The sequence below is a fragment of the Pseudoclavibacter sp. AY1F1 genome, assembly GCF_002931075.1.
Taxonomy (GTDB): domain Bacteria; phylum Actinomycetota; class Actinomycetes; order Actinomycetales; family Microbacteriaceae; genus Pseudoclavibacter.
The window spans coordinates 190,052-214,871 of sequence record NZ_PSTQ01000002.1; the positions used below are offsets into that span (position 1 = coordinate 190,052).

General features: G+C 67.8%; 24 protein-coding genes. 11 read left to right on the forward strand and 13 right to left on the reverse strand.

Annotated features, from left to right (window positions below):
- Positions 1-673: 673 nt before the first annotated feature.
- Positions 674-1,957 (forward strand): LuxR family transcriptional regulator, encoded by a 1,284-nt coding sequence (locus C5B85_RS19510; protein WP_181064285.1) that lies wholly within the window; start codon positions 674-676, stop codon positions 1,955-1,957.
- Between the two features lie 63 nt (positions 1,958-2,020).
- Here the strand turns inward: C5B85_RS19510 and C5B85_RS05060 are convergent, their stop codons facing one another.
- The 5 genes from C5B85_RS05060 to C5B85_RS05080 all read right to left on the reverse strand — a co-directional run bounded on the left by C5B85_RS05060 (position 2,021) and on the right by C5B85_RS05080 (position 7,496).
- Positions 2,021-3,016, reverse strand: a complete 996-nt coding sequence (locus C5B85_RS05060) for a putative zinc-binding metallopeptidase (protein WP_104284951.1) — start codon at positions 3,014-3,016, stop codon at positions 2,021-2,023.
- A gap of 141 nt (positions 3,017-3,157) precedes the next feature.
- Positions 3,158-3,976 carry a carbohydrate ABC transporter permease gene (locus tag C5B85_RS05065; RefSeq protein WP_104284952.1) on the reverse strand — a complete coding sequence of 273 codons (819 nt, stop codon included), beginning with the start codon at positions 3,974-3,976 and terminating at the stop codon, positions 3,158-3,160.
- Positions 3,973-4,887: a carbohydrate ABC transporter permease gene (locus tag C5B85_RS05070; RefSeq protein WP_104284953.1), complete on the reverse strand. Its 915-nt coding sequence runs from the start codon at positions 4,885-4,887 to the stop codon at positions 3,973-3,975. The genes C5B85_RS05065 and C5B85_RS05070 overlap by 4 nt, the downstream gene beginning before the upstream one ends.
- 42 nt (positions 4,888-4,929) lie before the next feature.
- Positions 4,930-6,288, reverse strand: a complete 1,359-nt coding sequence (locus tag C5B85_RS05075) for an ABC transporter substrate-binding protein (RefSeq protein WP_104284954.1) — start codon at positions 6,286-6,288, stop codon at positions 4,930-4,932.
- Positions 6,289-6,404: 116 nt separating this feature from the next.
- A complete protein-coding gene (locus C5B85_RS05080) occupies positions 6,405-7,496 on the reverse strand; it encodes a carbohydrate kinase family protein (protein ID WP_104284955.1) in 1,092 nt (363 codons plus the stop codon).
- A 120-nt stretch (positions 7,497-7,616) separates the two neighbouring features.
- On the opposite strand from C5B85_RS05080, the gene C5B85_RS05085 reads away from it, so the two are divergent.
- Positions 7,617-8,975 (forward strand): 6-phospho-beta-glucosidase, encoded by a 1,359-nt coding sequence (locus tag C5B85_RS05085; RefSeq protein WP_104284956.1) that lies wholly within the window; start codon positions 7,617-7,619, stop codon positions 8,973-8,975.
- 86 nt (positions 8,976-9,061) lie between these two features.
- Here the strand turns inward: C5B85_RS05085 and C5B85_RS05090 are convergent, their stop codons facing one another.
- On the reverse strand, positions 9,062-9,865 hold the full coding sequence (locus tag C5B85_RS05090) for an SDR family oxidoreductase (protein WP_219819340.1): 804 nt from the start codon (positions 9,863-9,865) through the stop codon (positions 9,062-9,064).
- Positions 9,866-10,112: 247 nt separating this feature from the next.
- On the opposite strand from C5B85_RS05090, the gene C5B85_RS05095 reads away from it, so the two are divergent.
- Entirely contained in the window at positions 10,113-10,898 is a 786-nt protein-coding gene (locus tag C5B85_RS05095; protein ID WP_104284958.1) for an SDR family oxidoreductase, read from the forward strand.
- A gap of 138 nt (positions 10,899-11,036) precedes the next feature.
- On the opposite strand, the gene C5B85_RS05100 is transcribed toward C5B85_RS05095, so the two are convergent.
- A complete protein-coding gene (locus C5B85_RS05100; protein WP_258070595.1) occupies positions 11,037-12,413 on the reverse strand; it encodes an MFS transporter in 1,377 nt (458 codons plus the stop codon).
- Positions 12,414-12,599: 186 nt separating this feature from the next.
- Between C5B85_RS05100 and C5B85_RS05105 the strand changes: the two genes are divergently transcribed.
- From C5B85_RS05105 to C5B85_RS05115, 3 genes are read left to right on the forward strand one after another with little or no spacing between them, the layout of a single operon-like run.
- Positions 12,600-13,262 carry a response regulator transcription factor gene (locus C5B85_RS05105; RefSeq protein ID WP_104284960.1) on the forward strand — a complete coding sequence of 221 codons (663 nt, stop codon included), beginning with the start codon at positions 12,600-12,602 and terminating at the stop codon, positions 13,260-13,262.
- Positions 13,259-14,677: a HAMP domain-containing sensor histidine kinase gene (locus C5B85_RS05110; RefSeq protein WP_104284961.1), complete on the forward strand. Its 1,419-nt coding sequence runs from the start codon at positions 13,259-13,261 to the stop codon at positions 14,675-14,677. The genes C5B85_RS05105 and C5B85_RS05110 overlap by 4 nt, the downstream gene beginning before the upstream one ends.
- The gene (locus C5B85_RS05115; protein ID WP_104284962.1) at positions 14,671-15,609 is read left to right on the forward strand and encodes a TAXI family TRAP transporter solute-binding subunit; all 939 of its coding nucleotides are present in this window, start codon (positions 14,671-14,673) and stop codon (positions 15,607-15,609) included. Before C5B85_RS05110 ends, C5B85_RS05115 begins: the two co-directional genes overlap by 7 nt.
- A gap of 49 nt (positions 15,610-15,658) precedes the next feature.
- Here the strand turns inward: C5B85_RS05115 and C5B85_RS05120 are convergent, their stop codons facing one another.
- Entirely contained in the window at positions 15,659-16,930 is a 1,272-nt protein-coding gene (locus C5B85_RS05120; RefSeq protein WP_104284963.1) for a DUF445 domain-containing protein, read from the reverse strand.
- Positions 16,931-17,036: 106 nt separating this feature from the next.
- Between C5B85_RS05120 and C5B85_RS05125 the strand changes: the two genes are divergently transcribed.
- From C5B85_RS05125 to C5B85_RS19515, 3 genes are all read left to right on the forward strand, one after another.
- Positions 17,037-17,324 carry a hypothetical protein gene (locus C5B85_RS05125; protein ID WP_104284964.1) on the forward strand — a complete coding sequence of 96 codons (288 nt, stop codon included), beginning with the start codon at positions 17,037-17,039 and terminating at the stop codon, positions 17,322-17,324.
- 281 nt (positions 17,325-17,605) lie between these two features.
- On the forward strand, positions 17,606-19,213 hold the full coding sequence (locus C5B85_RS05130) for an HNH endonuclease signature motif containing protein (protein ID WP_181064286.1): 1,608 nt from the start codon (positions 17,606-17,608) through the stop codon (positions 19,211-19,213).
- Positions 19,210-19,338: a hypothetical protein gene (locus C5B85_RS19515; RefSeq protein WP_258070596.1), complete on the forward strand. Its 129-nt coding sequence runs from the start codon at positions 19,210-19,212 to the stop codon at positions 19,336-19,338. The genes C5B85_RS05130 and C5B85_RS19515 overlap by 4 nt, the downstream gene beginning before the upstream one ends.
- Before the next feature lie 201 nt (positions 19,339-19,539).
- On the opposite strand, the gene C5B85_RS19120 is transcribed toward C5B85_RS19515, so the two are convergent.
- From C5B85_RS19120 to C5B85_RS05140, 3 genes are all read right to left on the reverse strand, one after another.
- A complete protein-coding gene (locus C5B85_RS19120) occupies positions 19,540-19,677 on the reverse strand; it encodes a hypothetical protein (RefSeq protein WP_156475896.1) in 138 nt (45 codons plus the stop codon).
- Positions 19,678-19,784: 107 nt separating this feature from the next.
- A complete protein-coding gene (locus C5B85_RS05135) occupies positions 19,785-20,594 on the reverse strand; it encodes a Cof-type HAD-IIB family hydrolase (RefSeq protein WP_104284966.1) in 810 nt (269 codons plus the stop codon).
- A gap of 2 nt (positions 20,595-20,596) precedes the next feature.
- Positions 20,597-22,063, reverse strand: a complete 1,467-nt coding sequence (locus tag C5B85_RS05140; protein ID WP_104284967.1) for a PLP-dependent aminotransferase family protein — start codon at positions 22,061-22,063, stop codon at positions 20,597-20,599.
- Between the two features lie 98 nt (positions 22,064-22,161).
- On the opposite strand from C5B85_RS05140, the gene C5B85_RS19125 reads away from it, so the two are divergent.
- Together C5B85_RS19125 and C5B85_RS05145 are read left to right on the forward strand one after the other, a co-directional pair.
- The gene (locus tag C5B85_RS19125) at positions 22,162-22,308 is read left to right on the forward strand and encodes a hypothetical protein (protein WP_181064287.1); all 147 of its coding nucleotides are present in this window, start codon (positions 22,162-22,164) and stop codon (positions 22,306-22,308) included.
- Between the two features lie 312 nt (positions 22,309-22,620).
- A complete protein-coding gene (locus C5B85_RS05145; protein WP_181064288.1) occupies positions 22,621-23,520 on the forward strand; it encodes a type II CAAX prenyl endopeptidase Rce1 family protein in 900 nt (299 codons plus the stop codon).
- Positions 23,521-23,626: 106 nt separating this feature from the next.
- Here C5B85_RS05145 and C5B85_RS05150 read toward each other — a convergent pair whose 3' ends face one another.
- Both C5B85_RS05150 and C5B85_RS05155 read right to left on the reverse strand, forming a co-directional pair.
- On the reverse strand, positions 23,627-23,950 hold the full coding sequence (locus C5B85_RS05150; RefSeq protein WP_104284969.1) for a branched-chain amino acid transporter permease: 324 nt from the start codon (positions 23,948-23,950) through the stop codon (positions 23,627-23,629).
- On the reverse strand, positions 23,943-24,815 hold the full coding sequence (locus C5B85_RS05155) for an AzlC family ABC transporter permease (RefSeq protein WP_104285152.1): 873 nt from the start codon (positions 24,813-24,815) through the stop codon (positions 23,943-23,945). The genes C5B85_RS05150 and C5B85_RS05155 overlap by 8 nt, the downstream gene beginning before the upstream one ends.
- Positions 24,816-24,820 lie beyond the last annotated feature (5 nt).

Here is a 24,820-nt window from a genome sequence, read left to right on the forward strand (position 1 = left end):
TCATGTTCGTCACCATATCTTCGGCATTAGAACGACGGTTCGGCCTTTGGGGAATTTCATCCACGACATCGTCACCCGCATCACCCGCGTTATCACCCGGCAGATTCTGCGTCAAGCCACGCCCGGCTGTCGGGATGTTGGCGTATGAAGCCAGATCGCGTTAGGGTGAGATCGCATTTCACCCCGGAACTCACCCTCTGCCGCCAGGCAGTCTCATGTCACCCAGCGATGAAGTTGGCTTTGATGAGAAGGAATTTGGCGACCGACAAAAGGCATTCTCACTCGACCCCCAGAGTGTTCATCGGCCTGCGGCATTAATGTGCGCGCGCTCCGGTTCGTGATTCGTGGGCGCTCTCATAAGCGTCGGCAAAAACGTACCTGAGTGCCGAGAGGATCGTGAATGATGAATGCCGCAACTGCCTCGGAATCACTCGACGGCCTCAATGATGCGCTTGCGTCGAGGGATCCGAGAACGATCGCCCGGGCGGCGATGGCCGGCATCTGGCCTCTCTTCGACAACCACTACCTTGCACTCACTGCGGCAATCGAGCAGATCCCGAATTCGTTGCTGGAGGATTACCCGGTTCTTTGGGTCTTGCACCGGGTGAACCCGGTGCTCACGCATCGTCGCCCGATGTTCAAACCGAAGGTCAGTCCAGATTCCCTCCGAGCTATGTCCACGGACGAGATCGACATGCTCACCCTGGCGCAGATGATCGCCCACCGGTACAGCGGCGATGTGACGGCAGCGCAGGCGTATGCCACGCGTCTCTCCGACCGGGTCCGGTCGAAGGGAACCGATTTCCGGGAGCGGCCGGACGGGCCGCTGTGGTTCTACCACCAGCAGATCGGCTCGACGATGCTCGCCGCCGGTGATACCGGCGCCGCCCTCACTGAGCTCGCGACCTCGCACCAGATCGGGCGAATCGAACGTCGCCCTGACGTGCAGCGCCTCGCCCTGTCCCGCCTCGCCCTGGCACACGCCAAGCGCGGCTCGTTCGAGGAAGCGGAGCGGATCCTCGCCGAGTTGCCACGGCTCGCCGAATCGACGTCGCCATACTGCGAACCCAGCTATGTCTCAGAGCACACGGCGGCGGCGCTCATGGGCGCGGAGCGCATGGTCGATGACATCGACGAACAGTTGGCGCGCCTCGAGCCCTTCGACAGCATCCAGATGACCTGGCCATATGCGCTGCTCGCACGGACGCGATCGCTGATCACGCGTCACCGCCCGGAGGAAGCCCTCGAGTACGTGCACCTGTCGCGGGACGCTCACGCTGAACAGCACGGTTCCCTGGCAATCGACGTCATGAACGCGGCCTCCATCGATGCGCTGTGGGCGCTCGGCGCGAAAAAGCAGGCACGAGCGGCGGCACTGAATGGGGAGCGCAAAGGCTTCCTCGAGGCCAGCGCAGCCGTGCGCCTCGCGCTGGCCGACGACCAGCTAGATTTCGCGGAGGCGCACCTTGGGCGAATGTCCGAGCGCCGCACGCTCTCCCCGGCTCAGCACGCTGAACGGGCGCTCCTTGCCGCCTGGTTCACCGTCGCGAAGACAGGATCGCTCGACTCGGTCTCGGCGCAGCGGGTGATGCACATCGCCTATCGCCGCAACTCACGGCGGATGCTGAGCCAGATCCCGCAGCAGGTGATCACGCACGTGAGGTCAGAGCTCGATGAGCAGGCGAAGCTCTCGCTCGATGCGACGCTCACCGGCCTCGACCATATCCGCGTCCAGACACGTCCGAACTTGACCCAGGGGGAACTCCGGGTTCTGCACGCACTTCGGCGTCGGAAGACGAATGCTGAGATCGCATCCCAGCTCCACGTCTCGCCGAACACGATCAAGTCCCAGCTTGGCTCCATCTACAGGAAGCTGTCCTGTTCGACCCGGGCCGAGGCCCTTCAGGCCGCCGTTGGCTTCCAGCTGTTCACCGGCGACGACGCCGGACGGGACTGAGCGTCGTCGTCCCGGACATGCGGCATTGCGGCCCGCCGGCGACCGGCGTCTGGCTCCCGCGGGTTAGGCGTGGGCGCTCGAGGGGTCCCTCAGCGAGTGGATGAAGGCGAGCTTGTCGATGACCTTGTCCGGCAGCACAAACGGGTAGAGGTCACGCTGTCCGAGCGAGCGGTTCACGACGTTCATGGCGGTCGCGAACGGCATCCAGCTCCCCACGACGACCTCCCTGGCGGAGGCATCTGGGGCCAGAGCCGGCACGAGCTCGAAGGCGATCGCCGTCTCGAGCGTGTCCCTGATGTGCAGGTAGTGGGCCCACGTCTCCGCGAAGTCCTCGTACGGGTGCATGGTCGCGTAGCTGCTGAGGTAGTTGCTGCGCCAATTCTCCGGAGGCCCTTCCTCGTAGTGACGGTCGATCTCGGACTGGTAGTCGGCGCGCTCGTCGCCGAAGAGCTCCCGCGCCTCGTCGATGCACGAGGTCTGCTCGACGAGCTGCCACTCGTAGTAGTGGCCGCTCTCGTGGCGGAAGTGCCCGAGCATGGTGCGGTACGGCTCGGCGAGGCGCTGGCGCACCTGCTCGCGATAGCTGTCGTCGCCCTCGGCGAGGTCGATGGTGATGACTCCGTCGGCGTGGCCGATCGTGACGCTCTCCGACACGCTCGACAGCAGGTCGAATACCGGCGTCCGGCCCACCGTTGCGGGCTCGCCGTTCTCCTTGGGGCGCGTTGCGAACCCAAGCCGGGTGAGGTCGCGCAGCAGGTGCCGCTTCGATTCCTCGGCGATCGGAAAGAGCCGCAGTCCCTTCGCGTCAGCGTCGCTTGGCCGAGTGCGGGTGAGCTGACAGCTCTCGCACAGCCCGCCAGCCTGTGCGGTCAGCCACGTGCAGCCCGCCAGCTCGGCGTTGCTGCACTTCCGAAGGTCTCCGTCCCGTGCGACGTTGCCCCCTTCGACGAGCACGTCGTCGAGGCCAAGCACGTAGCCCAGCTTCGACGAGCATCGCTCGCAGGACACCGAGTCGAAGAAGACCTCGTTCTTGCACACATCGCAGTCGAACCGTCGCACGGGGAAGCCTCTCTCGGGCCGCAGCTCGGGGGTGCCGCGACGACCAGCGCATCACTGTACGCGGGGCGGGATGCGGGCCAGCGGGGCTTGACATCCTGAGCTGCCCTGGTGGCCGCCGCCCAGCTGCCCCCGCACGACGCTCTACTCCCTGACGGCCCCCTCGAGCATCCCCTGGATGAAGTGCCGCTGCAGGAACACGTAGAGCACAACAACGGGCAGCGCGACCATGATGGCGCCCGCCGCGAGTAGCGCCGTGCCTTGCGTGTACTGCCCCTGGAAGAACGCCAAGCCGAGCGGCGCCGTGCGCACGCTGCCATTCGGCGACATGACAAGCGGAATGAGGAACTCGTTCCAGGTCCACATGAACGTCAGCAGCACGAGCGTGAGGATGGCGGGCCGGCCGATCGGCACCAGCACCTGCCACAGGATGCGCATGGAACCGGCCCCGTCGAGCTTGGCCGCGTCGATGAGGGCCTGGCTGGAGGAACGGAAGTAGGTGCGCATCCAGAACGTGCCGAACGCGATCGACATGGCGATCTGCGGGAACGCGACGCCCCACACCGTGTTTGTCAGCCCGACCGTGCGCAGGTCGAAGTAGAGGGGCACGATGAACGCCTCCGTCGGCACCATGATGCCGAGCAGGAACAGGTAGAAGATGGGCGTCGCGCCGCGGAACTTCAGGGTGCCGAGCGCGTAGCCGGCGAGGATCGACGCGAGCACGGCGACGACGACCACGATCACGGCGACGACCACCGAGGTGAGCATGTACTGCCCGAACCTGGCGACCTCCCACGCCGTGGGGAAGTTCTCCCAGTGGAAGACGCGTCCCTCCTGCGCGACGCTCGCGTTCTCCGGCCCGAATGCGAGCGTGACGATGACGCTGATCGGGCCGAGGATGACCAGGCCGAAGACGCAGAGGATCAGGTAGTTCGCGACCCTCTCGAAGGGGGAGACGTTCATGCGCGGTCCCCGATCCGGTTCACGACGAAGTTGATGGCGAAGACGATGAGTGTGAGCACGGCGCCCACGGCCGTCGCTGCGCCCACCTCGCCCAGCTCGAACGCTCGCCGATACACCTCGAAGCTCGGCACGGTCGTCGACGTGCCCGGCCCGCCGCTCGTGGTGACGTAGATGAGATCGAAGGTCTTGAGCGCGGCCACGATCGTGAGCGTCAGCGCGACCGTGATCTCACCGCGCACCGAGGGCAGGGTGATCGAGAAGAACTCGCGCACCGGTCCCGCGCCGTCCAGTCGCGCCGCTTCGTAGAGCTCCTTCGGCACGCGGCTCATGCCGGCCATGAGCAGCACCGTCACGAGCCCAAGCGACACCCAGGAGCCGATGAGCCCGACGGCGGGCAACGTGAAGGTGTAGTCGCCGAGCCAGGCGCGCGTCCAGCTCTCCAGTCCCACGAGGCGGAGCAGCCCGTTGAGGGGGCCGTCTGGCGCGTAGATTTGCCGCCACGTGACCGCCACGACGACCATGGCGATGACCTGCGGCAGGAAGATCAGGGTGCGGAAGAACCCCAGGCCGCGGACCCTCGCCCGCGTGAGGATCGCCGCGAGCATGAGACCCAAGGCGAGGGGCAGAATCGAGTAGAAGAAGATGAGGACAAACGCGTGCCCGAACGCTTCCCGAAGGCGCTCGTCCTGCACGATCTGCACGTAGTTGTCGAACCCGACGAACGTGGATGCGCCCAGCCCGTCCCACTCGAAGAACGAGAACTGCACGGCCCGACCGAGCGGGAACAGCAAGAAAGTGCCGTAGAGGAGGAACGCGGGCGCAAGGTACGCGAACGGCACCCAGGCGGGGGTGCCTCTCCTGGCACCCCTCGCTGGGCGGCGTTCCCGCTCCGTCGTGCTCGAGTCAGACATACGCGGCGAGGTTCGAGCTACTCATTCGCGCTCACTCTCGGGTCACTCGTTCGCTGCAGTGAAGGCCGCATAATCGGTCTCCAGCGCCTCGGTGAACTGCTCCGGCGTGAGCTGACCGTCGATGAGCCCCTGCAGGGACTGCCCGAGCGTGTCGCCGAAGGTCGGCGTCGCGTAGTCCAAGTACGGGAGCACGCTGCCCGATTCGGTAACCTCGCCGAAGGCCCCGTAGATGTCGGCGAAGACGCCGGACTCCGGCGCGAGCTCAGCCGAGTTGTTGACGGGCAGGTTGCCGGTGTCGGCGAGGATCTGCATGGCCTCGTCGCTCGTGAGGAAGTCGATGTAGGCCGCCGCGACGTCGGTGTTGTCGGCCGCGGAGGTCATCGCGAACGGGAGGCCGGTGCCGCCGGTCGTCGCGAGCGCACCATCGCTGGTCTTCGGCACGAAGAACCCCAGGTCGTCGCCCATGCTCGCCTCGAGGTCGGCCGCGAGCCAGGAGCCCCCGATCAGGAAGACGCCGTTGCCGCTAGCGAGGGCCTGCCAGGCCGCGTCGTAGTCGGTGCCGTTGACGCCGCTGTTGAAGTAGCCGTCGTCGACCCAGCTCTTGAGCTCCGTGGCCGCCTCGACGTTCTCCGGCGTGGTCCAGCTGGCGCCAGGGTTGCCGAGCCCGAGGTTCGTGATGCTCTCCGCATCCACGTACTCACCCTGGAGCGGGCCGAACACGTGCCCGGCCGGCCACTGCTCGATGTTGCCGAGCTGCATGGGCGTCTCGCCAGCCGCCTTCGCCGTCGCGAGCGCCGCGTCGAACTCGGTCCAGGTTCCAGGCACCTCGACGCCGAGCTTCTCGAGCTTCGCCTTCGAGTAGAAGATCCCGACGACCTCGCCAACCTGGGGGAGTCCGTACAGGTTGCCCTCGCCGAACACCTTCGCGTCCTCGCTGTACGTCGAGTACTGCAGGATCGACTCCTGGTAGCGGTCGAACCAGCCGTAAGCCTCCGCGTAGTCGTCGAGCGGGCGCAGCTGGCCGGCCTCGACAAACGCGCCCATCGTGTTGCGGCCGTTGTTCGCCTGCACGACGTCAGGCGCGTTGTCGTCCGTCAACGCAAGACGCAGCGTGGTCGCCAGGTCATCGAACGCCTGCGAGTTCCGCTCGATCGTGACGTTCGGGTACTTCTCCTCGAACGCGGCGTTCAGCTCCTCTATCTGCTCGTTCTGCCCACCGCGCACCTCCTGGTCCCACACCGTCAGCGTGACGTCGCCGAACTGCGAGATATCGGTGCTGATGTCACCGGCAGGCTCGGCGGGCCCAGCCGTCTGTCCCGTGCCTGGGGCGCAACCCGCCAGTGCGAGGGCAAGCGTCAACCCGCCAGCGACTGCCGCGGTTCTCCGGTGCTTCTGGTTCATGTTCGGCTTCCTTCTTTTGCTGACTGCGGGGGAGCAGGGGGGAAAATGTCAGTGGGGGTGTGCGCAGGCCTGTTCTTCATGGCGCAGGACTGTGCCTCATGGCGCAGGACTGTGCCTCATGGCGCAGGGAAGTGGTCGATGAGCCGAAACGTGGCTTCCGCGCGGCGCACCGCCCCGGGGCGCTCCGACGGGAGCACATCCTGCAGGAAGCCGTAGCGGCTGATGAGCTCGGCGTCGCCGGAAGCCCGCGTCGTGTCCCACCAGTCGGCGATGTCACCCCAACCAGGGGCCGCGAGGGAGCCACCGAACTGCTGCACGGCGAGCGCCGAGCAGAGCGCGGAGAACGTGAGGCGCTGCTCCAGCGACCAGTCGCGCAGCGTGCCGAGCACAAAGGATGCGCCGAACACGTCGCCAGCGCCCGTCGCGTCGTACGCGCGGACCGGCACGGCGGGAACGCGGACCTCCTCGCCCGTCGCGGAGTCGATGCCGATGGCGCCGTCCTTGCCGCAGGTCACGACAACAAGCGGTACGTGCGCTGAGAGGGCGCGGGCCGCTGCGAGCGGGGAAGCCGTGCGCGTGTACTCGACCGCCTCGCGCTCGTTGGGCAGGAACGCGTAGCAGGAGGCGAGCGGCTCGAGGACGGCCGGGTCCCACGTCCCGGTGTCGTCCCAGCCGACATCAGCGAAGATCCGCGTGCCCTGCTTCGCCGCCCGCAGCCACCACGGCTCCTGCTCGAGGCTCGACATGACTCCGAGCTCAGTGAGCGCCGTGCGGCTCGAGACGCCGTCGCTCAGCAGCGCGTCGCTCGAGATCGGGCTCGGGTGCCCATGCGTGATCATGCTGCGGTCGCCGTTCTGCGCGACAGAGACCGTCACCGCGGTGTGCCAATTCTCGAAGCGCCGCGAGTGGCTGAGATCGATGCCCTCGTGCTCTTCCAGCAGCTCCCAGCACCAGCGGCCGTAGACGTCGTCGCCGAAGACCGACGCGAGCGAGGTCGTGAGGCCGAGGCGGCTGGCAGCGACGGCCAGGTTGGCGATGCCGCCCGGAGTCGATCCCATGCCTTCGGCCCACACCTCGGTGCCGGCGCTTGGTACGCCGTGCAGGTCGGTGAAGACGATGTCGAAGAAGACCGAGCCCGCGAGCACGACGTCGAAGCGCGCATCCGCGACCGTATCCGCCTGTGGCATTTCGTGGTGTGCCGAAGCCATCGCGCATCCTCTCGCTCTCAACAGCAGTGTCTGAGCTTCAAGTATGTTCGATCACTGGTGGGGCGCGCGTGCCAGTTCCCGCGCGGTGGTCGTCGACGCGAAGGTAGAGGTGATGTTCTCGTGAAACTCACGATCATCGGTGGCGGAGGCTTCCGTGTTCCCCAGGTGTTCGAGGCGGTCGCGTCTGACGAGGCCCCGGTGCGCATCGACGAGCTGGCCCTCCACGACGTCTCGCCCGAGCGGCTCGCGATCATCCGCGTCATCGTCGAGCGCATCGCGAGCGAGAAGCGCTTCGCCCCGCGCATCACCGTCACGACCGACCTCGAAGAGGCGCTGCGCGGCACGGACTTCGTATTCAGCGCCGTTCGTGTCGGCGGGACGGCCGGGCGGGTCGCGGATGAACGCATCGCCCTCGACCTGGGCGTGCTCGGCCAGGAGACCGTCGGCCCCGGCGGGCTCGCCTACGCGCTCCGCACGATCCCGCTCATGGTCTCGCTCGCCGAGACGATCCGGCGGGTTGCGCCGGACGCGTGGGTCATCAACTTCACGAACCCGGCAGGCATCGTCACTGAGGCGATGCGGGGTGTCCTCGGTGACCGTGTCGTCGGCATCTGCGACACCCCGATCGGTCTCATGCGGCGCGCTGCGGCGGTCGCGGGGGCCGGAACGACGGCGAGCGCGGGCGCTCCGAGCGGTGCGTCGACAGTGGCGTTCGACTACGTCGGCCTCAACCACCTCGGCTGGCTGCGCTCGTTGCAGGTGGACGGCGTCGAGCGACTCCCTGAACTGTTGGCTTCCGATGCCTCACTGCAGCGCATCGAGGAGGCGCGCCTGCTCGGCTTCGACTGGGTGAGGGCGCTCGGCGCGCTGCCCAACGAGTACCTGTACTACTACTACTTCACGCGCGAGGCGAACGAGAGCATCCGGGCTGCTGCCACCACAAGAGGCGAGTACCTCGACGCGCAGCAAGGATCGTTCTTCGCGAACCCCGGCTCGGACCCCCACGAATCTTGGCTGCGCACCCGTCACGAGCGTGAGGCGAGCTACATGGCGGAGAGTCGCGAGGAGGGAGAGGAGCGGGAGGTCGAGGACGTCGCGGGCGGCGGCTACGAGACCGTCGCGCTCGACCTCATGGCGGCGCTCTCGTCCGGCACGCCGGCCACGATGATCCTCAACGTGCGCAACGGTTCGCTCGTTCCAGCGCTCCCCGAGGACGCGGTGGTCGAAGTCGGCTGCGTCGTGGACGCCGACGGCGTGCACCCGTGGCCGATCGCCCCCGTCGATGGCGAGATGCTCGGGCTCATGATGCAGGTGAAGTCAGCCGAGCGGCTTGTCATCGAGGCGGCGACGCGGGGCTCTCGCGAGCTCGCGTGGCGAGGTTTTGCCGCACATCCGCTCGTCGATTCCGTGGGCGTCGCGCGCAAGCTCGTCGCCGGCTACAGCGGACACTTCGAGAGCATCGGGAAACTGCTGCGGTAGCTCCGGCCGGGAGGCGTCGGGGCGGGCGCGGCTTTCGCTCAGCCCGCCTGGCGGCGAGCACCGGCCTTTGCCGCGTCTGTATGCGGTTACTTGGCGCCCAGTGCCCGACTCATCCCACGCAGCAGGAGCTTGCGGGGCGCGAGCTTTGAGCCGAGGGTCAGGACGGTGTTCACGGGGCCGGGAACGACCGATGGGCCCGGCCTCGGCTTCTTCAGCTCGCGGAGGGTGATCGAAACGACGCTGCGCGCCGTCATGCGCGGCAGCCCGGAGCCGATGTCCTCACCGGCAACCTCGAAGAACTCGGTCGAAGTCGGCCCGGGGGAGAGCGCGACGACGCGGAGGCCTGTGGCCGCCGACTCGGCCCAGAGCGCCTCAGTGAAGCTGCGCACAAACGCCTTCGTGGCGCCATAGACGGCGAAGCCAGGCGTCGGCTGGTAAGCGGCGACGCTCGCGACGTTGACAAGGAAGCCGTCGCCTGCCCGCAGCTCGTGGATGTAGGCCTGCGTGAGGTCGACAAGCGCGGCGACGTTCAGGGCGATCCCGGCGCGAACCCGCCCAGGGTCTTCTTCGTGGAAGGCGCCGCTCGTGCCGAAGCCGGCGTTGTTGATGAGACTCGTCACGCGCACCCCTCGGCGTTCGAGCTCAGCCTTGAGCGAGGATGCGGCCCCCGGCTCCCCGAGGTCGGCTGCGATTGTCGTCACCGACACCCCAAATCTGCCGCGCAGCTCGGCGGAGAGCTCCTCCAGCTTGGCCTCCCGGCGAGCGACCAGCGCGAGGTCGCTTCCGCGCGACGCCAGCTGGCGGGCGAACTCAGCGCCGAGGCCCGAACTGGCGCCCGTGACGAGCACAGTCTGAGCGCCGAAACGGAGGGGAAGCATCCGGGAAGTCATGTCGCCAATGTACGGGCGAGTCTCTCGCGAAGGCTGCACGTCCAGCGAGCGACGTCCTCACGGCACGGGAAAACCTAGGCGGCCTACTAAAGCGGACTAATTCCGTGTCAGGTACGTGCCCTCGCCCTAAGGTTGAGATGAACCCCCTCAGTGCCCACGTTCCGCGCCACAGCAGTCTTCGCCGCGCCAGTTCTGCGGCTCATATCTCACTGAGCGATACGCTCCCTCAGCGCGAAGGACTTTCCCAATGACTCGTACGTACGTCGTCACAGGCTCAGCCACCGGTATCGGCAGGGCTACGGCCCTCAAGCTCCGAGAAGACGGGCACCGCGTCATCGGTGTCGATCTCTTCGGCGCCGACATCAACGTCGACCTCACAAACGCCGAAGGCCGAGACGAGCTCGTCGCACAGGCCACGGAGTTGAGCGGCGGCATCATCGACGGTGCCCTCGCGATCGCCGACCGCATGCGCCCATCCTCCGAGACCGTCTCCGTCAACCACTTCGGTGCTGTCGCCACGCTGGAGGGACTGCGGCCGCTGCTCTCCCTCTCCGACGCGCCCCGCGCCGCCGTCGTTGCCACGCTCGTCGCGCTCGAGGAGGTCGACAGTCAACTGCTGCAGCTCATCGAAGCCGGTGACGAGGCGGCAGCCCTCGCCTACGCCGACCAGCTCGTCTCCGACGTCACGCCTCTGGGGTCATCGGTGCTCTTCACGACCTCGAAGCAGTCGGTGGCGCGCTGGGCGCGGCAGGCCGCGACTCGACCGGAGTGGGTCGGTGAAGGTATCGCCCTCAACGTCGTCGCTCCCGGTCGCGCGTTCACGTCGATGACGGCAGGGGCCCTCGAGACGGATGAGGGAAGGGCCGCGCACGGGCGCGACGAAGCGGTTCGAGCCGGCGAGTTGACAGGGGACGCGAGCCACGTCGCGAACCTCCTCGCATGGCTCACCAGCGAGGACAACGGCTACGTGACAGGCCAGGTCATCTACGCCGACGGCGGCGCCGAGAGCACGCGGCGCCCCGCCCTCGTCTGACTCAGTCCGCGCCTCCACCACCCCGGTGCATCCCGACGACGGGTGCAGGCTCGTTCGGAAACGAGCCTGCACCCGTCGCATGGCTGCGATCCCATCGAGGATCAGCGGCCGTCAGCGAGGAGACGCGGTGCCGACGGGTCAGCGGATGCCGGCGACCTCGCGCTCGGCGCGCTTCTCCTCGCGCTCGGCGTCCTTCGCCCGCATGGCCTTCTCGTCGTCGAGCCAGTTCACGCCCTTGTTGTTGAGGAAGAAGACGTAGACGACCAGCGACGCAGCGATCGCGATGGTGACGTAGATGATGAAGAGCGGCACCTGCTGGGCTTCGCCCGCCGCCGTGTAGAGCAGAGGAGCGGTGCCGCCGAAGAGGGAATTCGCCATGGCGTAGCCGAAGCCGACGCCGAGGGCCCGGATGTGCGTCGGGAAGAGCTCCGCCTTCACGACCGCGTTGATGGAGGTGTAGCCCGTGAGGATCACGAAGCCGCCGACCAGGATGCCGAATGCCGCGAGCTCGTTAGTCTGCTGCGGCAGGTAGGTGAGCAGGAACCACGTGTAGAGCACGCCGCCGGCGCCGAAGAACACGAGCAGCGTCTTGCGGCCCACGATGTCGGAGAGCCAGCCGCCGATGGGCTGCAGCAGCATGAGCACGGTCAGCGCGATGAGGTTCAGGATCGTGCCGGAGATCACGTCGTCGCCGGCAAACGCCTTCTTGACGATGCCCGGCCCCGTCACGGAGTACGTGTAGAACGCGACCGTGCCGCCCATCGTGATGAGGAAGCAGAGGAGGAGCGGGCGCCACTGGTGCATGATGAGCTCCTTCATCGAGCCGGAGGAGCGCGACTTGCCGTCCTTGACCGACTCGATGGCCGACTCGCTGAGCGACTCATCCATGGTGCGGCGAAGATAGAAGACGACGATCGCGGCGACGCCTCCGATGCCGAAGGCGATGCGCCAGCCCCACTCGGAGATCGCCTCAGTCGGCATGGCAAGCACCATGACGAGGAGCGTCGCCTGAGCAAGCACGTGGCCGCCGACCAGCGTCACGTAGTGGAACGACGACAGGAAGCCGCGGCGTCCGCGGATCGCTGCCTCCGACATGTACGTGGCACTTGTGCCGTACTCGCCGCCAGTCGCGAAGCCCTGCACGAGGCGGCACATGATGAGGATGATCGCGGCACCCGCACCGATGACCTCGGCTGACGGGGTGAGCGCGATGACGAACGAGCATCCGGCCATGATCGAGACCGAGACGGTCAGCGCGAGGCGGCGCCCGTGCCGGTCAGCGAAGCGCCCGAAGAACCAGGCGCCGATGGGGCGCATGAGGAAGGTCACGGCGAAGATCGCCCAGATGTAGATCTGCGAGTTCTTGTCCTCAGAGTCGAAGAACTGGAACTCGAAGTAGGAGGCGAAGACCGAGTAGACGTAGACGTCGTACCACTCGACGAGGTTGCCTGCCGAGCCCTTCAGGGTGTTGGAAACTGAGCGGCGCAGGCTGCCCGGCTGTTGTGTCGTCGTCATTGACTTCTCCATCGTCGTTGATCTGCTTCTGCCATCGGGGTGGAGCCCCGGCCCCACCTCGGTGTGGGTGTACTCGACAACTTTCGGCAGTTCGCAAGGGGCGGCGGGCGGATCCTTACATTCCCTTTACGTCTTGACGAGGGGCATCGGCGGCGGTGTTGCCCGCCGCGCGCCTACCATTGGTGCATGCGTGTGCTCGTCGCCGAGGATGACGCGTCCGTCTCCGCCGCCCTCACGGCTGTCCTCGGGCGTGCCGATCACGCCTGCCTGCAGGTCGCCCGCGGCAGCGACGTGCTGCTGCAGCACCGTGACGTCGAGCTAGTGCTGCTCGACCTCGGCCTCGAGGACATGGACGGGATCGAGGTGCTCAGGCGGCTGCGTCAGGTGAGTCAGGTGCCCGTCATCGTGGTCACGGCGCGCGGCGACGAGCGTTCGACGGTGCGCGCCCTCGGGCTCGGGGCTGACGACTACCTCGTGAAGCCCGTGCGCATGCACGAGCTGCTCGCCCGTATCGACGCGGTCGCCAGGCGGCGGGCGCCGGCCACGGAGCCGGAGGTCGTGCAGGTCGGCGAAGCCCGCATCGAGCTGCTCGCCCGACGGGTGGCGGTCGGCGACGACGAGGTGTCGCTCACGCCCACCGAGTTCGAGCTCCTCGCCGTGCTCGCGAAGCGCGTCGGCCGGGCTGTCAGTCGCCAGGAGCTCCTCGACCAGGTGTGGGGTGACGCGTACGCAGCGACCTCGCGGTCGTTCGACGTGCACCTCGCGCAGCTCCGCCAGAAGGTGCCGGCCGTCGCGATCACGACGATCCGCGGGTTCGGCTACCGGCTCGAGACGAAGCCGGCGCCGTGAAGCTGCAGGTGCTGCTGCCGCTCATGCTCTTCGGCCTGCTCACGGTCATCGCCATCATCGTGCCGGCGAGCGAGGGCATCGCCGTGAACCGCACCCAGCAGCTCACCCTGCAGCGGGCGACCTCGATGGACCAGATCGTGCAGCGCTCGGAGGCGGCGGTCGCGAGCGACGACCCGACTGGGCTCGACCGCTACCTCGAGCGGTTCGCCGAGACGTACGGGGAGGCGGCGATAGTCGTCGACAGCGAAGGCCGGGTCGTGTCGTCCGTCGGCGGCGTCGAGATGGATGCTCGCGTCCAGTCCTTGGTGCTCGCCGCGTCCCGAACGGTGCCCCAACGATCGATCCCCACCATCTACCCGTGGAGCGACGACACCCACTTCATCGCCGAGCCGTTCGCGAACGGCTCGAGCGCAGCATCCGGTGCCGTTGTGCTCGAGGTGAACCAGGCGGAGGCCAAGATGCAGATCACGGGCTGGTGGGTGCTCGTCGCGCTCGCGGGCCTGCTGCTGTTGCTGCTGCTCTTCGCGGCCTCCCAGTTCTGGACGAGCTGGGTGCTGCGCCCAGTGCGCGCCCTCGACGCCGCGGCCAACGCGCTCGCGGAGCAGCGCGAGCCGGACCTCGAGGCGGCGACGGGGCCGCTCGAGCTGCGGCGCCTGTCGTCGTCGTTCGCTCGCATGTCTCGGGGGGTCGAGGATGCGCTCGAGCAGCAGCGCGGGTTCGTCGCCGAGGCGTCGCACCAGCTGCGCAACCCGCTCGCGGCGATCCGGCTCCGCATCGACGCCCTGCCGAGGGACGAGGCTGACGAGGCGGACCTGGAGGCCGTCGGCGGAGACCTCGACCGGCTCGAGCACGTCGTCGATCGGATGCTGGTGCTGGCCAACGCAGAGCACCGCGCGACCGCGGAGGCAAGCGGCAGACGCACAGGCTTCGCCGACGGCGCCGCCCGTGAGCACCTCACGTCGGCAGCCATGCTCGCGGCGCCCCACGAGGATCACTTCCGAGAGGCGGGCATGCGGTTGTCCGTCGTCGGAGTCGCCGAAGTGCGGGTCGCCTGCCGGAAGAGCGACCTCGAGGAGATAGTCGAGACCCTGCTCGACAACGCGCGGAAGTACGCGGGGGAAGGGGCGGAGATCCGCGCGGGGTTCGTGCTCGAGGAAGTGTCCGATGAGCACGAGGGTGCCGCCAGGCGCGCGGTGCTCGAGATCAGCGACGACGGTCCGGGCGTCCACGATGACGAGCTCGTGCACTTGGGCACGAGGTTCTGGCGCTCACCCGCGCACCGAGCCAAACCTGGAACCGGGCTCGGCCTCGCGATCGTCGGCGAGCTCGCGAGAGCCAACCGAGCCACTGTGGACTACGACCGAGCACCCGAGGGTGGGCTTCGAGCTCGCGTGAGTCTGGTTCGCACGTGGTGAGTCTCACGCGGCGCGGACTGCTGCTCGGCGCCGGCGCTGGGGCCGCCGCGGCGGCGACTCTCGCGCTCGGCGGATGCTCGCTCGGCCAGTCGCCCCCACGCATCCGCATGGCCTGCGGCGAGCAGGGCGGCACGTACGTGCAGTTCGGGGAGCTGCTCCGCGACGCCCTCCACGCGGACGGCATGACGGGCCTTGAGGTCGTGACTACTGGCGGAAGCCTCGCCAACCTGGCGCTGCTGCAGGCGCGAGACGCCGAGCTCGCCATCGTGCTCGCCGACGCGGCGGCCACGGATGCGCAGAACAAGGTCGCCATCGGGCGCGTCTACCAGAACTACCTGCAGTGCTTCGTGCGCAGCGACGGGCCCATCGGCGGTGTCGGCGACCTCGCCGGGCGGCGCGTGTCTGTCGGTGCGCCGCAGTCTGGAGCGGCGCTCACGGCGAGGCGGGTGCTCTCCTCGCTTGGCATGCTCGAAGGGCCAGGCGCCGCGGTCGTGTCCGAGCTCTACCTCGACGACGCCATCGCCGCGATCGAGGCCGGAACAGTCGACGCGATCTTCTGGTCGGGAGGGCTGCCGCTGCCAGCAGTGCAGAACCTCGAGGCGGGTGTCGAACTCGTCGACCTCACGAGCGCCCTCCCGGCCATCGAGCTCGAGTATCCGGGCGTCTACGCGCTCACGGCGGTGCCGGGGAGCACCTACGGAAGCGAGGAGGCTGTGCCGGCGATCGGCGTCTCCAACTACCTGCTCGCGCGTCCCGACCTGCCGGACGATGTCGCCCACTCGCTTGTCGACGTGCTCATCCGGGATGCAGCGCAGCTTGTGCCTGCGGGGTCGCTCGGCGTGCAGTACCTGACGGCCTCGAACCTCATCGACACGAGCCCCATCGCGCTGCATCCGGCCGCTCAGCGCCGGTACCGCGAGCTCTACGGGTAGCACCCCGAGAGGCGTCAGACACCCCCTAGCCCAGGCAGGAAGACGCTCCCTAGCCCAGGAAGGCGTGGGCGATCGTGAAGATCGTGACGCCAGCGAGCGCCCCCACGATGGTGCCGTTGAGGCGGATGTACTGCAGGTCGCGACCCACCATGAGCTCGATCTTCTCGCTCGTCTCCTCGGCGTCCCAGCTCGCGACAGTGTCGGAGATTATCGACGAGATCTCGTGCCGGTACCGGTCCACGAGGAAGACGGCGGCGTCGGTGACCCACGTGTCCACTCGCTGCTGCAGCTGCGCATCCGTCGTCAACCGCTGGCCGATGTCGACGAGGGCAGCAGTGACTCGCGTGCGAAGGGCGCTCTCGGGGTCAGCGAGCGAGCGGAGGAGGCCGCTCTTCGCGGCGTTCCACGCCTCCGCGGCGAGCTCGCGCATGCGGGGGCTGTCGAAGATGTTCCCCTTCGCCCCCTCGAAGCGCGCGATGAGTTCGGGGTCGTGCTGTAGCTGGTCAGAGAGGCGAGCCAGGTAGCCGTCGATCGCCGCCCGCGCGGGATGCGCATCGTCGGCGCGAACGGCGGCCACAAACTTCACGGCCTCGTTGTAGGCGGTGTTGTCGACGAGCTTCGTCGCGACCGAAGGCACCCAGGAGGGAAGGCGCCGCGAGACGAGTCCGTCGAACGCGCCCTGGTTCGCGGCGAGCCACGCGGCGGCGCTGTCGGCGGCGAGGTCGACGGCGCCGCGGTGGGCGCCCGTGGCGACGACACGCGACATCCACTCGCCGAGGGGCGGGGCCCACTGCGGCTCCACGAGGTGCTCGCGGGCGAGGTCTTCGATGAGGCCCTGGACGTCGTCGTCGCTGAGCGCCTCAAGCACGCCCGTCGCCATGATGGACGCCTCGGAGGCGATGCGCTCGGCGTGCTCCGGCTGCTCGATCCACTCGCCAAGGCGAGACGCGATCGACGTCGCCTGCAGCTTCGTGCGAACGACATCGCCGCGCAGGAACTCGGTCTCGACGAACTCGCCGAGGGTGCGCCCGATCTCGTCCTTGCGCTTCGGGATGATCGCCGTGTGCGGGATCGGGATGCCGAGCGGATGCCGGAACAGGGCCGTCACGGCGAACCAGTCAGCGAGGGCGCCAACCATGCCGCCCTCGGCGGCCGCGCGCACATACGCGAAAGCGGGCAGCTCGCGCTGCAGGGCGAAAGCGATGACAAACACGACCGCCATGAAGAGAAGGGCCCCGAGGGCGACCGCCTTCATGACCCGCAGGCTGCGTCGGCGCTCCTGATCGGCAGGGCTCAGGAGCTCGGTCGGGGTGCGCGACATGCGGTCATCCTCGCACGCGCAAGCGGGGCGGAGACTGCGCGCCGCCCCATGGCTTGCGCGGGTCTCCGGGGATTCGCCACGACAAGCGGTTCGGCACACTGGATGCATGACCTCGCACCCCCAGCGTTCGTTCCGGTCCGCAGCCGACGGTTCTTCCGCGACCTCCTTCATGTGGTGGGTCGTGTTGCTGGTCATCGGGGTGCTGAGCGGCGTCGTCTCCTCGCTGGCGTCGGCGCAGCTGGCCGTCGTCGCGGAGCACCAGGAAACGTTGGGCGTGGTGCTCTGGGCGGCGCTCATCATCAGCGGCGTGTGTGGGGTCGGCGCGTTTGTCGCCTTCATCCGCACGGCCTATGTGCTCCTCGACCGGAGCGACCGGCGCTGGAGCGGGGAGTAGCCGAGCGGGTCAGCCTGCGTCTCGTCTCGGTCGCTGCCGGTCCGGGGTGGCAGAGAATTGGGAGCGGCCGAGGGCATGCGTCAGCTCCGTAGCGTGGCTCGCTGTCGCCTACTAGGAATCCTAGGTCCCGGGCTCGCGGATTTACTCTGCTCACCAGGGGATATCCGGCGCCACGATTTCTACTAGTAAGTAGATGCGAGCTTCTTGTAAAAAACCTGGTCAAAACCTAGATTTGATCGCTGTCCAGTGCTAGGCTGGTGATGATCTTGGGGGAGGTCATCGTGGCATCACAGTCGGAGCAGGAGACGCATCACCAGTCGTCGCAAGATACGGCTGTTGTTGACACCCTCCTTGAGTCGCGGTGCCAGCTGGCGGGTCTCCCGGATGCGGAGATCCTGGTCGTGCTGCGTGAGCTCGCGGCACGCCGGCGCATATTAGATGCCGCGCTCGTGGAAGTCACTGGCGAGCTGGCGCGGCGCGAGGATGAGTCGCCGCGGGCGGAGACAGTCGCGCGGAAGTCGGGGTTTCGGAACCTACAGGCCATGCTGGAACAGGTGCTCGCCGTGAAGCCGTTCGAGGCGAAGACCCTGGTGCAGGTCGCCGCAGCCACGCGGGAGCGGATGAGCGTCACGGGCGAGCCGATCCCGCCGAAGTACGTGGCAGTGTCGCGGGCGGTGGGCTCGGGCGTCATGTCGGTGGCGCAGGCCTCGGCGATCACGAAGGGCCTGGACCACACCGGCAACCGCGTGGATGTCGACGAGCTCGCGCGTGCCGAGGTCGAGCTCGTCGCATCCGCGTGCGGCCTGAACCCGGAAGATGAGCAACCCGCGGTGCCGAAGGTGCTGGAAGTGCAGGCCGCGACCTGGGTGTCGTACCTCGACCCCGACGGCGACGAGCCGCGGGCGGACAAGATCGCCGAGGAACGCGGCCTGTGGATCGCGCAACGCGGCGATGGTGCAGTCGTGGGGAAGTTCATCGCGACGCCCGAGCAGGGCGAGCAGCTGCTTTCCGTGTTCGACGCGCTGCTCTCGCCGCGCCGGAAGGTGGAGTTTCCGGCGACATCCGACTGTGGAGAGCCAACCGCGCCAGTGCTCGGACCGGACGGACTTCCGCCGGCCGCAAACCAAGGCGTCTCTGACTGGGTCGGCTCCGATCCTGACGGTTCCGACCCTGACGGCTCGGACCTTGACGGCTCCGACTCTGACGCCTCCGACTCTGACGGCTCCGACTCTGACGGCTCCGACGAGATACTCGAAGTTCCGGTGGTGGACCCACGCTCGATCGAACAGCGGCGGATCGACGCGCTCGACATGATCCTCCGCTGCTACGCGGAATCTCCCGACGCGCCCCGTACCGGCGGTGAAGCGCCCACAATCGTGATCGTCACCGCCGAGACCGGCTTGGTAGGAGAAGCAGAACGCCCCGAAGACGTGCCTCACCTCGAGCGCACGGGGGAGCCCATCCCGCCATCGTTCGCGGCCAAGACCATGTGCGACGGCTTCATCCGTATCGCTACGCGAACCGCCACCGGGGAGATCCTCGACCTCGGCCGGAAGCAGCGCCTCTTCACTACGGCCCAGCGCCGAGCGATCTTCGTCAGAGACCGAAGCTGCCGAGCTCCCGGGTGCGGAGCGCCAGCACGCTGGTGCGAAGCGCACCACGCACGACCGTGGAGTGAGGGCGGGGTGACCGATGTGAGAGACGGCATCCTGCTGTGCTCGTTCCACCACCACGAAGTCCACCGAGACAGACTCACCCTCATCCTCCGTCCCAATGGCAGATGGAGCGTCGTCGCGACCGTCGGCCACCACGTCCGCCGCCGAAACCCACGACGCCGCACCTCCGAGAGCACCGACGCCCCACACCCCGAATGGAACCGCAGAACATGAAATCTGGATCCGGAACCACGAAACACGAAGTCGCAGGATCCGGAATGCTCGGAATGCTCGAAATGCTCGAAATGCTCGAAATGCTCGAAACGCTCGAAACGCCCGAAGCGCTCGAAGTGCTCTGAACTCTTTGAAGGCTTTGAACGCTCTGAACGGGCTACCCACGAACGCGAAAGTGCCGCCGAGATCACGAGGACCAGGGCGGCACCGGTGGCTGTCTAAACCCGCTCAGAAGTGAGCAGGGCACCCGCTCAGAAGTGAGCAGGGCACCCACTCAGAAAAGAGCAGAGCACCCACTCACAAGAGAGCGGGGTGCAGCAGTGCGACTAGAGCTGCGGCTGACGAGTGTTGTAGCCGAAGCGCGTGGGGCGCTGCGCGTACCCATCCTTGCGGACGGCGCGAACAGTCTCAGCGGCGAAGGCGACAACCGCCACAACCCCGATACCAATAGCAAGAAGTTCCATGAGTCCACCTCCGTGATCTGCCGGCGGGCGCCGGATATTGCAATCCAATCGCATACACCCGGGCGTGTCGCGGTCCACTCGGAAGTCACTGGACTGGTCGCCGCAGGTCAGTCCGCGACCCCGGCCAGCCACTCCTCGAGGAACACAGCAACCCCATCGTCCGTGTTGCTCGGAATCACCGACTCCGCCACCGCGAGCGCCTCCGGGCGCGCGTTCGCGACTGCGATCGGATGCCCGACAACCTCGAACGCGGGCAGGTCGTTGTAGTTGTCGCCGAAGTAGTAGAGCTCCTCGCGCCCCACGCCCAGCTGCTGCGCTACCGCGAGCAGGCCCGTCCCCTTCGAGCAATCGGCGTTCGCGATCTCCAGGTACGTGTCCTTCGACCGGTAACTCACCACGCCAGGGCGCCCGGCGAGCGCCGCCTCGAGTGCATCGACCAGTGCGGGGTCTCCCATGCACATCACCTTGTGCGGGGGAGACGTATCCACATCTCCGGACGCAACGAACTCCAGCGTCGACGCAGGCTCCGGATACACCCACGTGTGGGTGCGCTCACGCTCCGTCCACTCGTCCTCACCCCACGTGAACCAACGCTCGCCGGCGAAGAAGCTGGCGTGCAGGCCAGCGGCCTCGCAGTGCTCGGCAATGAAACGCGCATCCGCGGGCGAGATCGGCACGTCGTGCTGCACCTCGCCGCTGCCGGAGAGCACCAGACCGCCGTTGTACGCCACGAGCGGCGACCCGATTCCGTCGTACAGGCGCTCGAGCACCCGCATCGACTCGGGCGGGCGCGACGAGCACAGCACGAAGTGGTGACCCGCCGCCCGCACCGCCCTGATCGCCTCGATCGTGCGGGGGGAAAGCGTCCGCTGCGCGCTCAGCAGGGTGCCGTCGATGTCGCTGAAGAAAAGAACCATGACTACACCATCTCAGGCAGGCGCGTGTCGGCCATCGATCGAACGTCGCGCGCCGAAAGCTGCGCCCACGAGTCGGCGAGGATGCGGGTGCCAGCCTCGAGATCAGCGATAGGAGCTGTGAACGGCACTCGAAGGAAACGCTCGAGGCTCCCATCGATCGAGAACTTCGGGCCAGCGACAAGCGCCAGGCCCCGCGCCTCCGAGAGAGACGTCATCGCCGAGCTCGCCGACTGGGTGAGGTGCACCCACATCGACAGTCCCCCATCCGGCAGGGGCACGTGCCACTCCGGCAAGTGCAGGCTCAACGCGTCGTGCAGGGCGTCGCGGTGCAGGCGCATCTGCTCCCGGCGCCGCGGCAGCAGCACAGGCAGCGCCCGCACGATCCGCTCCGCGAGCAGCTGCTCGATCTGCGGGGTCCCAAGGTCGCCAGCGGGCCTCGCCTGCACGAAGCGCCGGATCAGCGCTGCATCCGCCCGTATCCATCCGATACGAAGCCCCGCCCAGGCCGCCTTGCTGAGCGACCCGACGGTCACGACCCCAGAACCCGAGAAGGGGGACGCGCCCCGCGCGTGACGCGCGAACGGCCCGTCATCCCACGGCCGGTCGATCGACAGGTCGGCCGTCGTCTCGTCGACGACCAGGATCGTGCCGGCCGCTCTGGCGGCCTCAGTGACCCTGATACGGTCTTCCGGCCGCATGGATGCCCCGGTCGGGTTGTGGAAGTCCGGGATGAGGTACGCGAGCGCCGGGCGCATCCGCTCGATCGTCTCGACGAGGTGTTCGATCTCCCAGCCACCCGTCGTCACGGGCGTCGCGATGAGCCTCGCCCCCGCCCGCCGCATCGCCTCATACGCGTGCGGGTACGTCGGCGACTCGACGAGCACCACGTCGGACCGCGTCAGCAGCGTGTGGGCCGTCAACGAGATCGCGTGCTGGGCGCCCATCGTCACGATGATCTGGTCGGCCGTCGTGGGAAGGCCACGAGACGTGTACCGCTCGGCGATCGCCGACCGCAGCGAGAGGGTTCCGAGGAGGTCGAAACCGGGGGCACCGAGCGCAAGCGGCATCGAGGCCGAAGCGTCCGCGATGATCTCGGCAAGCCCCTCGACAGGGGGCGGCACGGCGCGCGCGAAATCTACCCCGTAGTTCTCGCCCTCGCCGCCCGGGCGGTGGTCCTGCCTACCCAGCCGGGGGAGCGTCACTCGGCTCCCGGACCCCTGCCGACTCAGCACATGGCCGCTGTCGCGCAACGACTGGTACGCGGCCACGATCGTCGTTCGGCTCCGCCCGGACTGCACTGCGAGCTCACGCTCGGAAGGCAGCCTCGTCCCCACGGGAATGCGCCCGTCGACGATCAGCAGGCGGATGCGCTCGGCGAGGGCCTCGTACGCGGCCGAGTCGTCGCGAAGCTCACCTGCCAGCGACAACAGGGTGCGGGCGGAAATGCGAGAACCAGAATTCGACTCCATGGGTCCAGTATGCGCGAAGTGGACCGCGACGGCCAGGCCAGTATGAGGATTGGATGTGCCTACTCGCAGCATTCGTCGACCGGCACGGAGGTGGCCCCATGGAACTCATCACACTCGTCATTACAGCAATCCTCGCTGCTGTGCTCGCCGTCGCCGGCGTCACGGCAACGCTGATGGTCATGCTGCGTGACGGCTACCGTGCCCGCCCATTCCAGTCCAGTTACGACTCCCGGCAGCCGAACTAGCGGGCCAGCCGCTCGGGCCAGCCGCTCGAGCCAGCCGCACGAGCCAGCCGCACGAACTGGTCACACGAGCTGGTCGCCAAAGTCAGTCGCACGAGTTAGCCCTCAAGTCCGCTGCGCTCGTCCGCTGCGCAAGTCCGCTGCGCTCGTCGGTTGCGCTCGCGTGCTGCCGCCCATGCAACCGGAGCATGCACTCGGAGCATGCACTCGGATCACGCGACCGGAGCATGCGACCTGCCCTGCCGTCCTGGGATCCATCCGGAGCCCCGCCGAGGGTGCGGTCAGTACACTGGCCGCAACTTCGGGGGAGGCCACATGACCAATGTTGATCGGGGAGCCAGCCTGACATCCGCTGTTGGCAAGGGTGCCGCCGTCTCGAGGGCCCTCGCCGCCGCGGCCGTTATGGCGATCGGCCTCGTTGCGTCAACGGAGGCATCCGCGCACCTGTTCGGCGTCGATGCAACCGCGGCGAGCGGGTTCGGGTCCAGAGTGCTGGTGGCCTCTTGTGTCACGGTCATCGTCGTTGGGGCTGTCCTCCTGCTGCGGCGACGCCTCGACCGCCGCGTCCTCGCCGGCATCGGGCTGACGGGTCTCAGATCGGGCGCGTCTGGGTTCGGCCTCGGCTTCGGGGTGCTCGCCGCCTCGGGGCTCGCCGTGCTCCTGCTGTTGGACCTCACCGGCGTCATCCGGCTCCTTTCGATCAACCCGCCGCAGCTCCTCAGCTTCCTCGCAACGAACACCGTCGTTGCGCTCCTCCTCGAAGCCATCCCAGAAGAGCTCGCGATCCGCGGCTACGCGCTCACCAACCTGCGCGATGCGTTCCCGCCGGCTGCAGCTGTTGTCCTCAACATCGCGACGTTCCTGGTGGTGCCCGTCCTCGCGCTCGCCCTGCAATGGATGCTCTCCGAGGCAAGGGGGGCGAGCGACGGTTTGCTCTTCGCGCCGGCCGGCAACGATCCGATCGTCTACTACACGATGCTCGCGGCCTTCGGGTACCTGCTCGTGTGCGCGCGCGACTCCACCGCATCCGCCACCGTCTGGACCTGCATCGGCGCCCACCTCGGCTGGCTCACCATGAACCGCCTCGTGCTCGGCGTCGAGGGCGTGCAGTTCGAGATGGATGAGCTCGGCATGCTCCTTTTCTTCGCCGGGTACGCGAGCATCTCGATCATCCTCTTCAGCTGGCTGCGCGGGCGGCACAGGGTCGCCGCGTAGTTCGGCGTCGAGTCAGCGAGTCAGCGAGTCAGCGAGCCAGCAAAGCTAGCGACGTCAGCGAGCCAGCAAAGCCAGCAAGCCAGCAAAGACCCAGCGTCGGCGGCTGCTAGAAGAAGTTCACGAGGGCAACAAACGTCGCCGTGCCGAGCCCGACGCTGAGGAGCGTTCGCCTCCCAAACCCCAGGTGCACGCCGATGGTCACCGCCAGTGCGATCGCGGCCCACAGGGTCGTGCGCGGCTCGCTCGCGAAGTCGCTGAACGTCACCGCCGCGAGGATCGCGAGGATTCCGGCGGGCATCCACACGGCAAGCCGCTGCACGGTCTTCGAGTCGCGCAGAGGCTTGAGCGCTGCGAACGGCAGCGCGCGAAGTCCGAACGTGATGCCGCCACAGACCGCGAGTGCGCCGATGAACCACCACACGTCAAACATCGTGCACCGATGCTTCCTTGCGGTCACGCCTCGCGGCGAGGAAGGCACGCGCCGCGAGTGCTACGGCGAACAGGATGAGTGCCGCGAACAGGGGCGCGCCGGGCACGAAGAGCAGCCCGAACGAGACACTCAGGCCCGCGATGATCAGCGACGGCACGTCCTCGCGGGAGCGGATCGCGTCGAGCGCGAGCACCGTGAACAGCGCGCACAGCGAGAACTCGAGGCCCTTGATCTCGCTAGGCAGGACGCTCGCGAGTGCCACCCCGAGGAGCCCGCCGCCGACCCAATACGTCTGCAGCGCGAGCTGCAGGGTGAGGAGGCGTGTCGCCGAGCGCTGGGAAGGCGGGATGGGGGTGACGATCGCATACGCCTCGTCCGTCATAGCCCAGATCGAATACAGGCGCGCAAGCCGCCCGCGCACGAGGTGCAGCGGGAACGAGAAGGCGTAGAAGACGTGGCGGAAGTTGACGAAGAACGTCGTGAGCGCCATGGTCGCGATCGGCGTTCCCGCGGCGATCAGGCCCACAAGGAGGAGCTCGATCGACCCCGCGTAGACGAACAGCGACAGCGACGGCGCGACCCACCACGGGAGTCCCGCCTGGAGGACCAGGACACCGAAGGCCACGCCGAGCGGCACCACTCCGAGGCCAGCCGCAAGCGAATCGCGCAGCCCGGCGCGGATGCGCTCACCCCGGGTCGCAGGAACGGTGAGCGGGACGCCGTCGAGGACCCCGCCATCTTCACTGGCTCGCAGGGTTTCGCTGGCAGGCAGTGTCTTGCTGGCCGGCAGCGTCTCGCTGACCGTTGGGGTCGCCGCGGGCCCCGGGGGGCACGCGTCGCGCGCTTCAGGGCCTGCAGTGGTCATGCGAA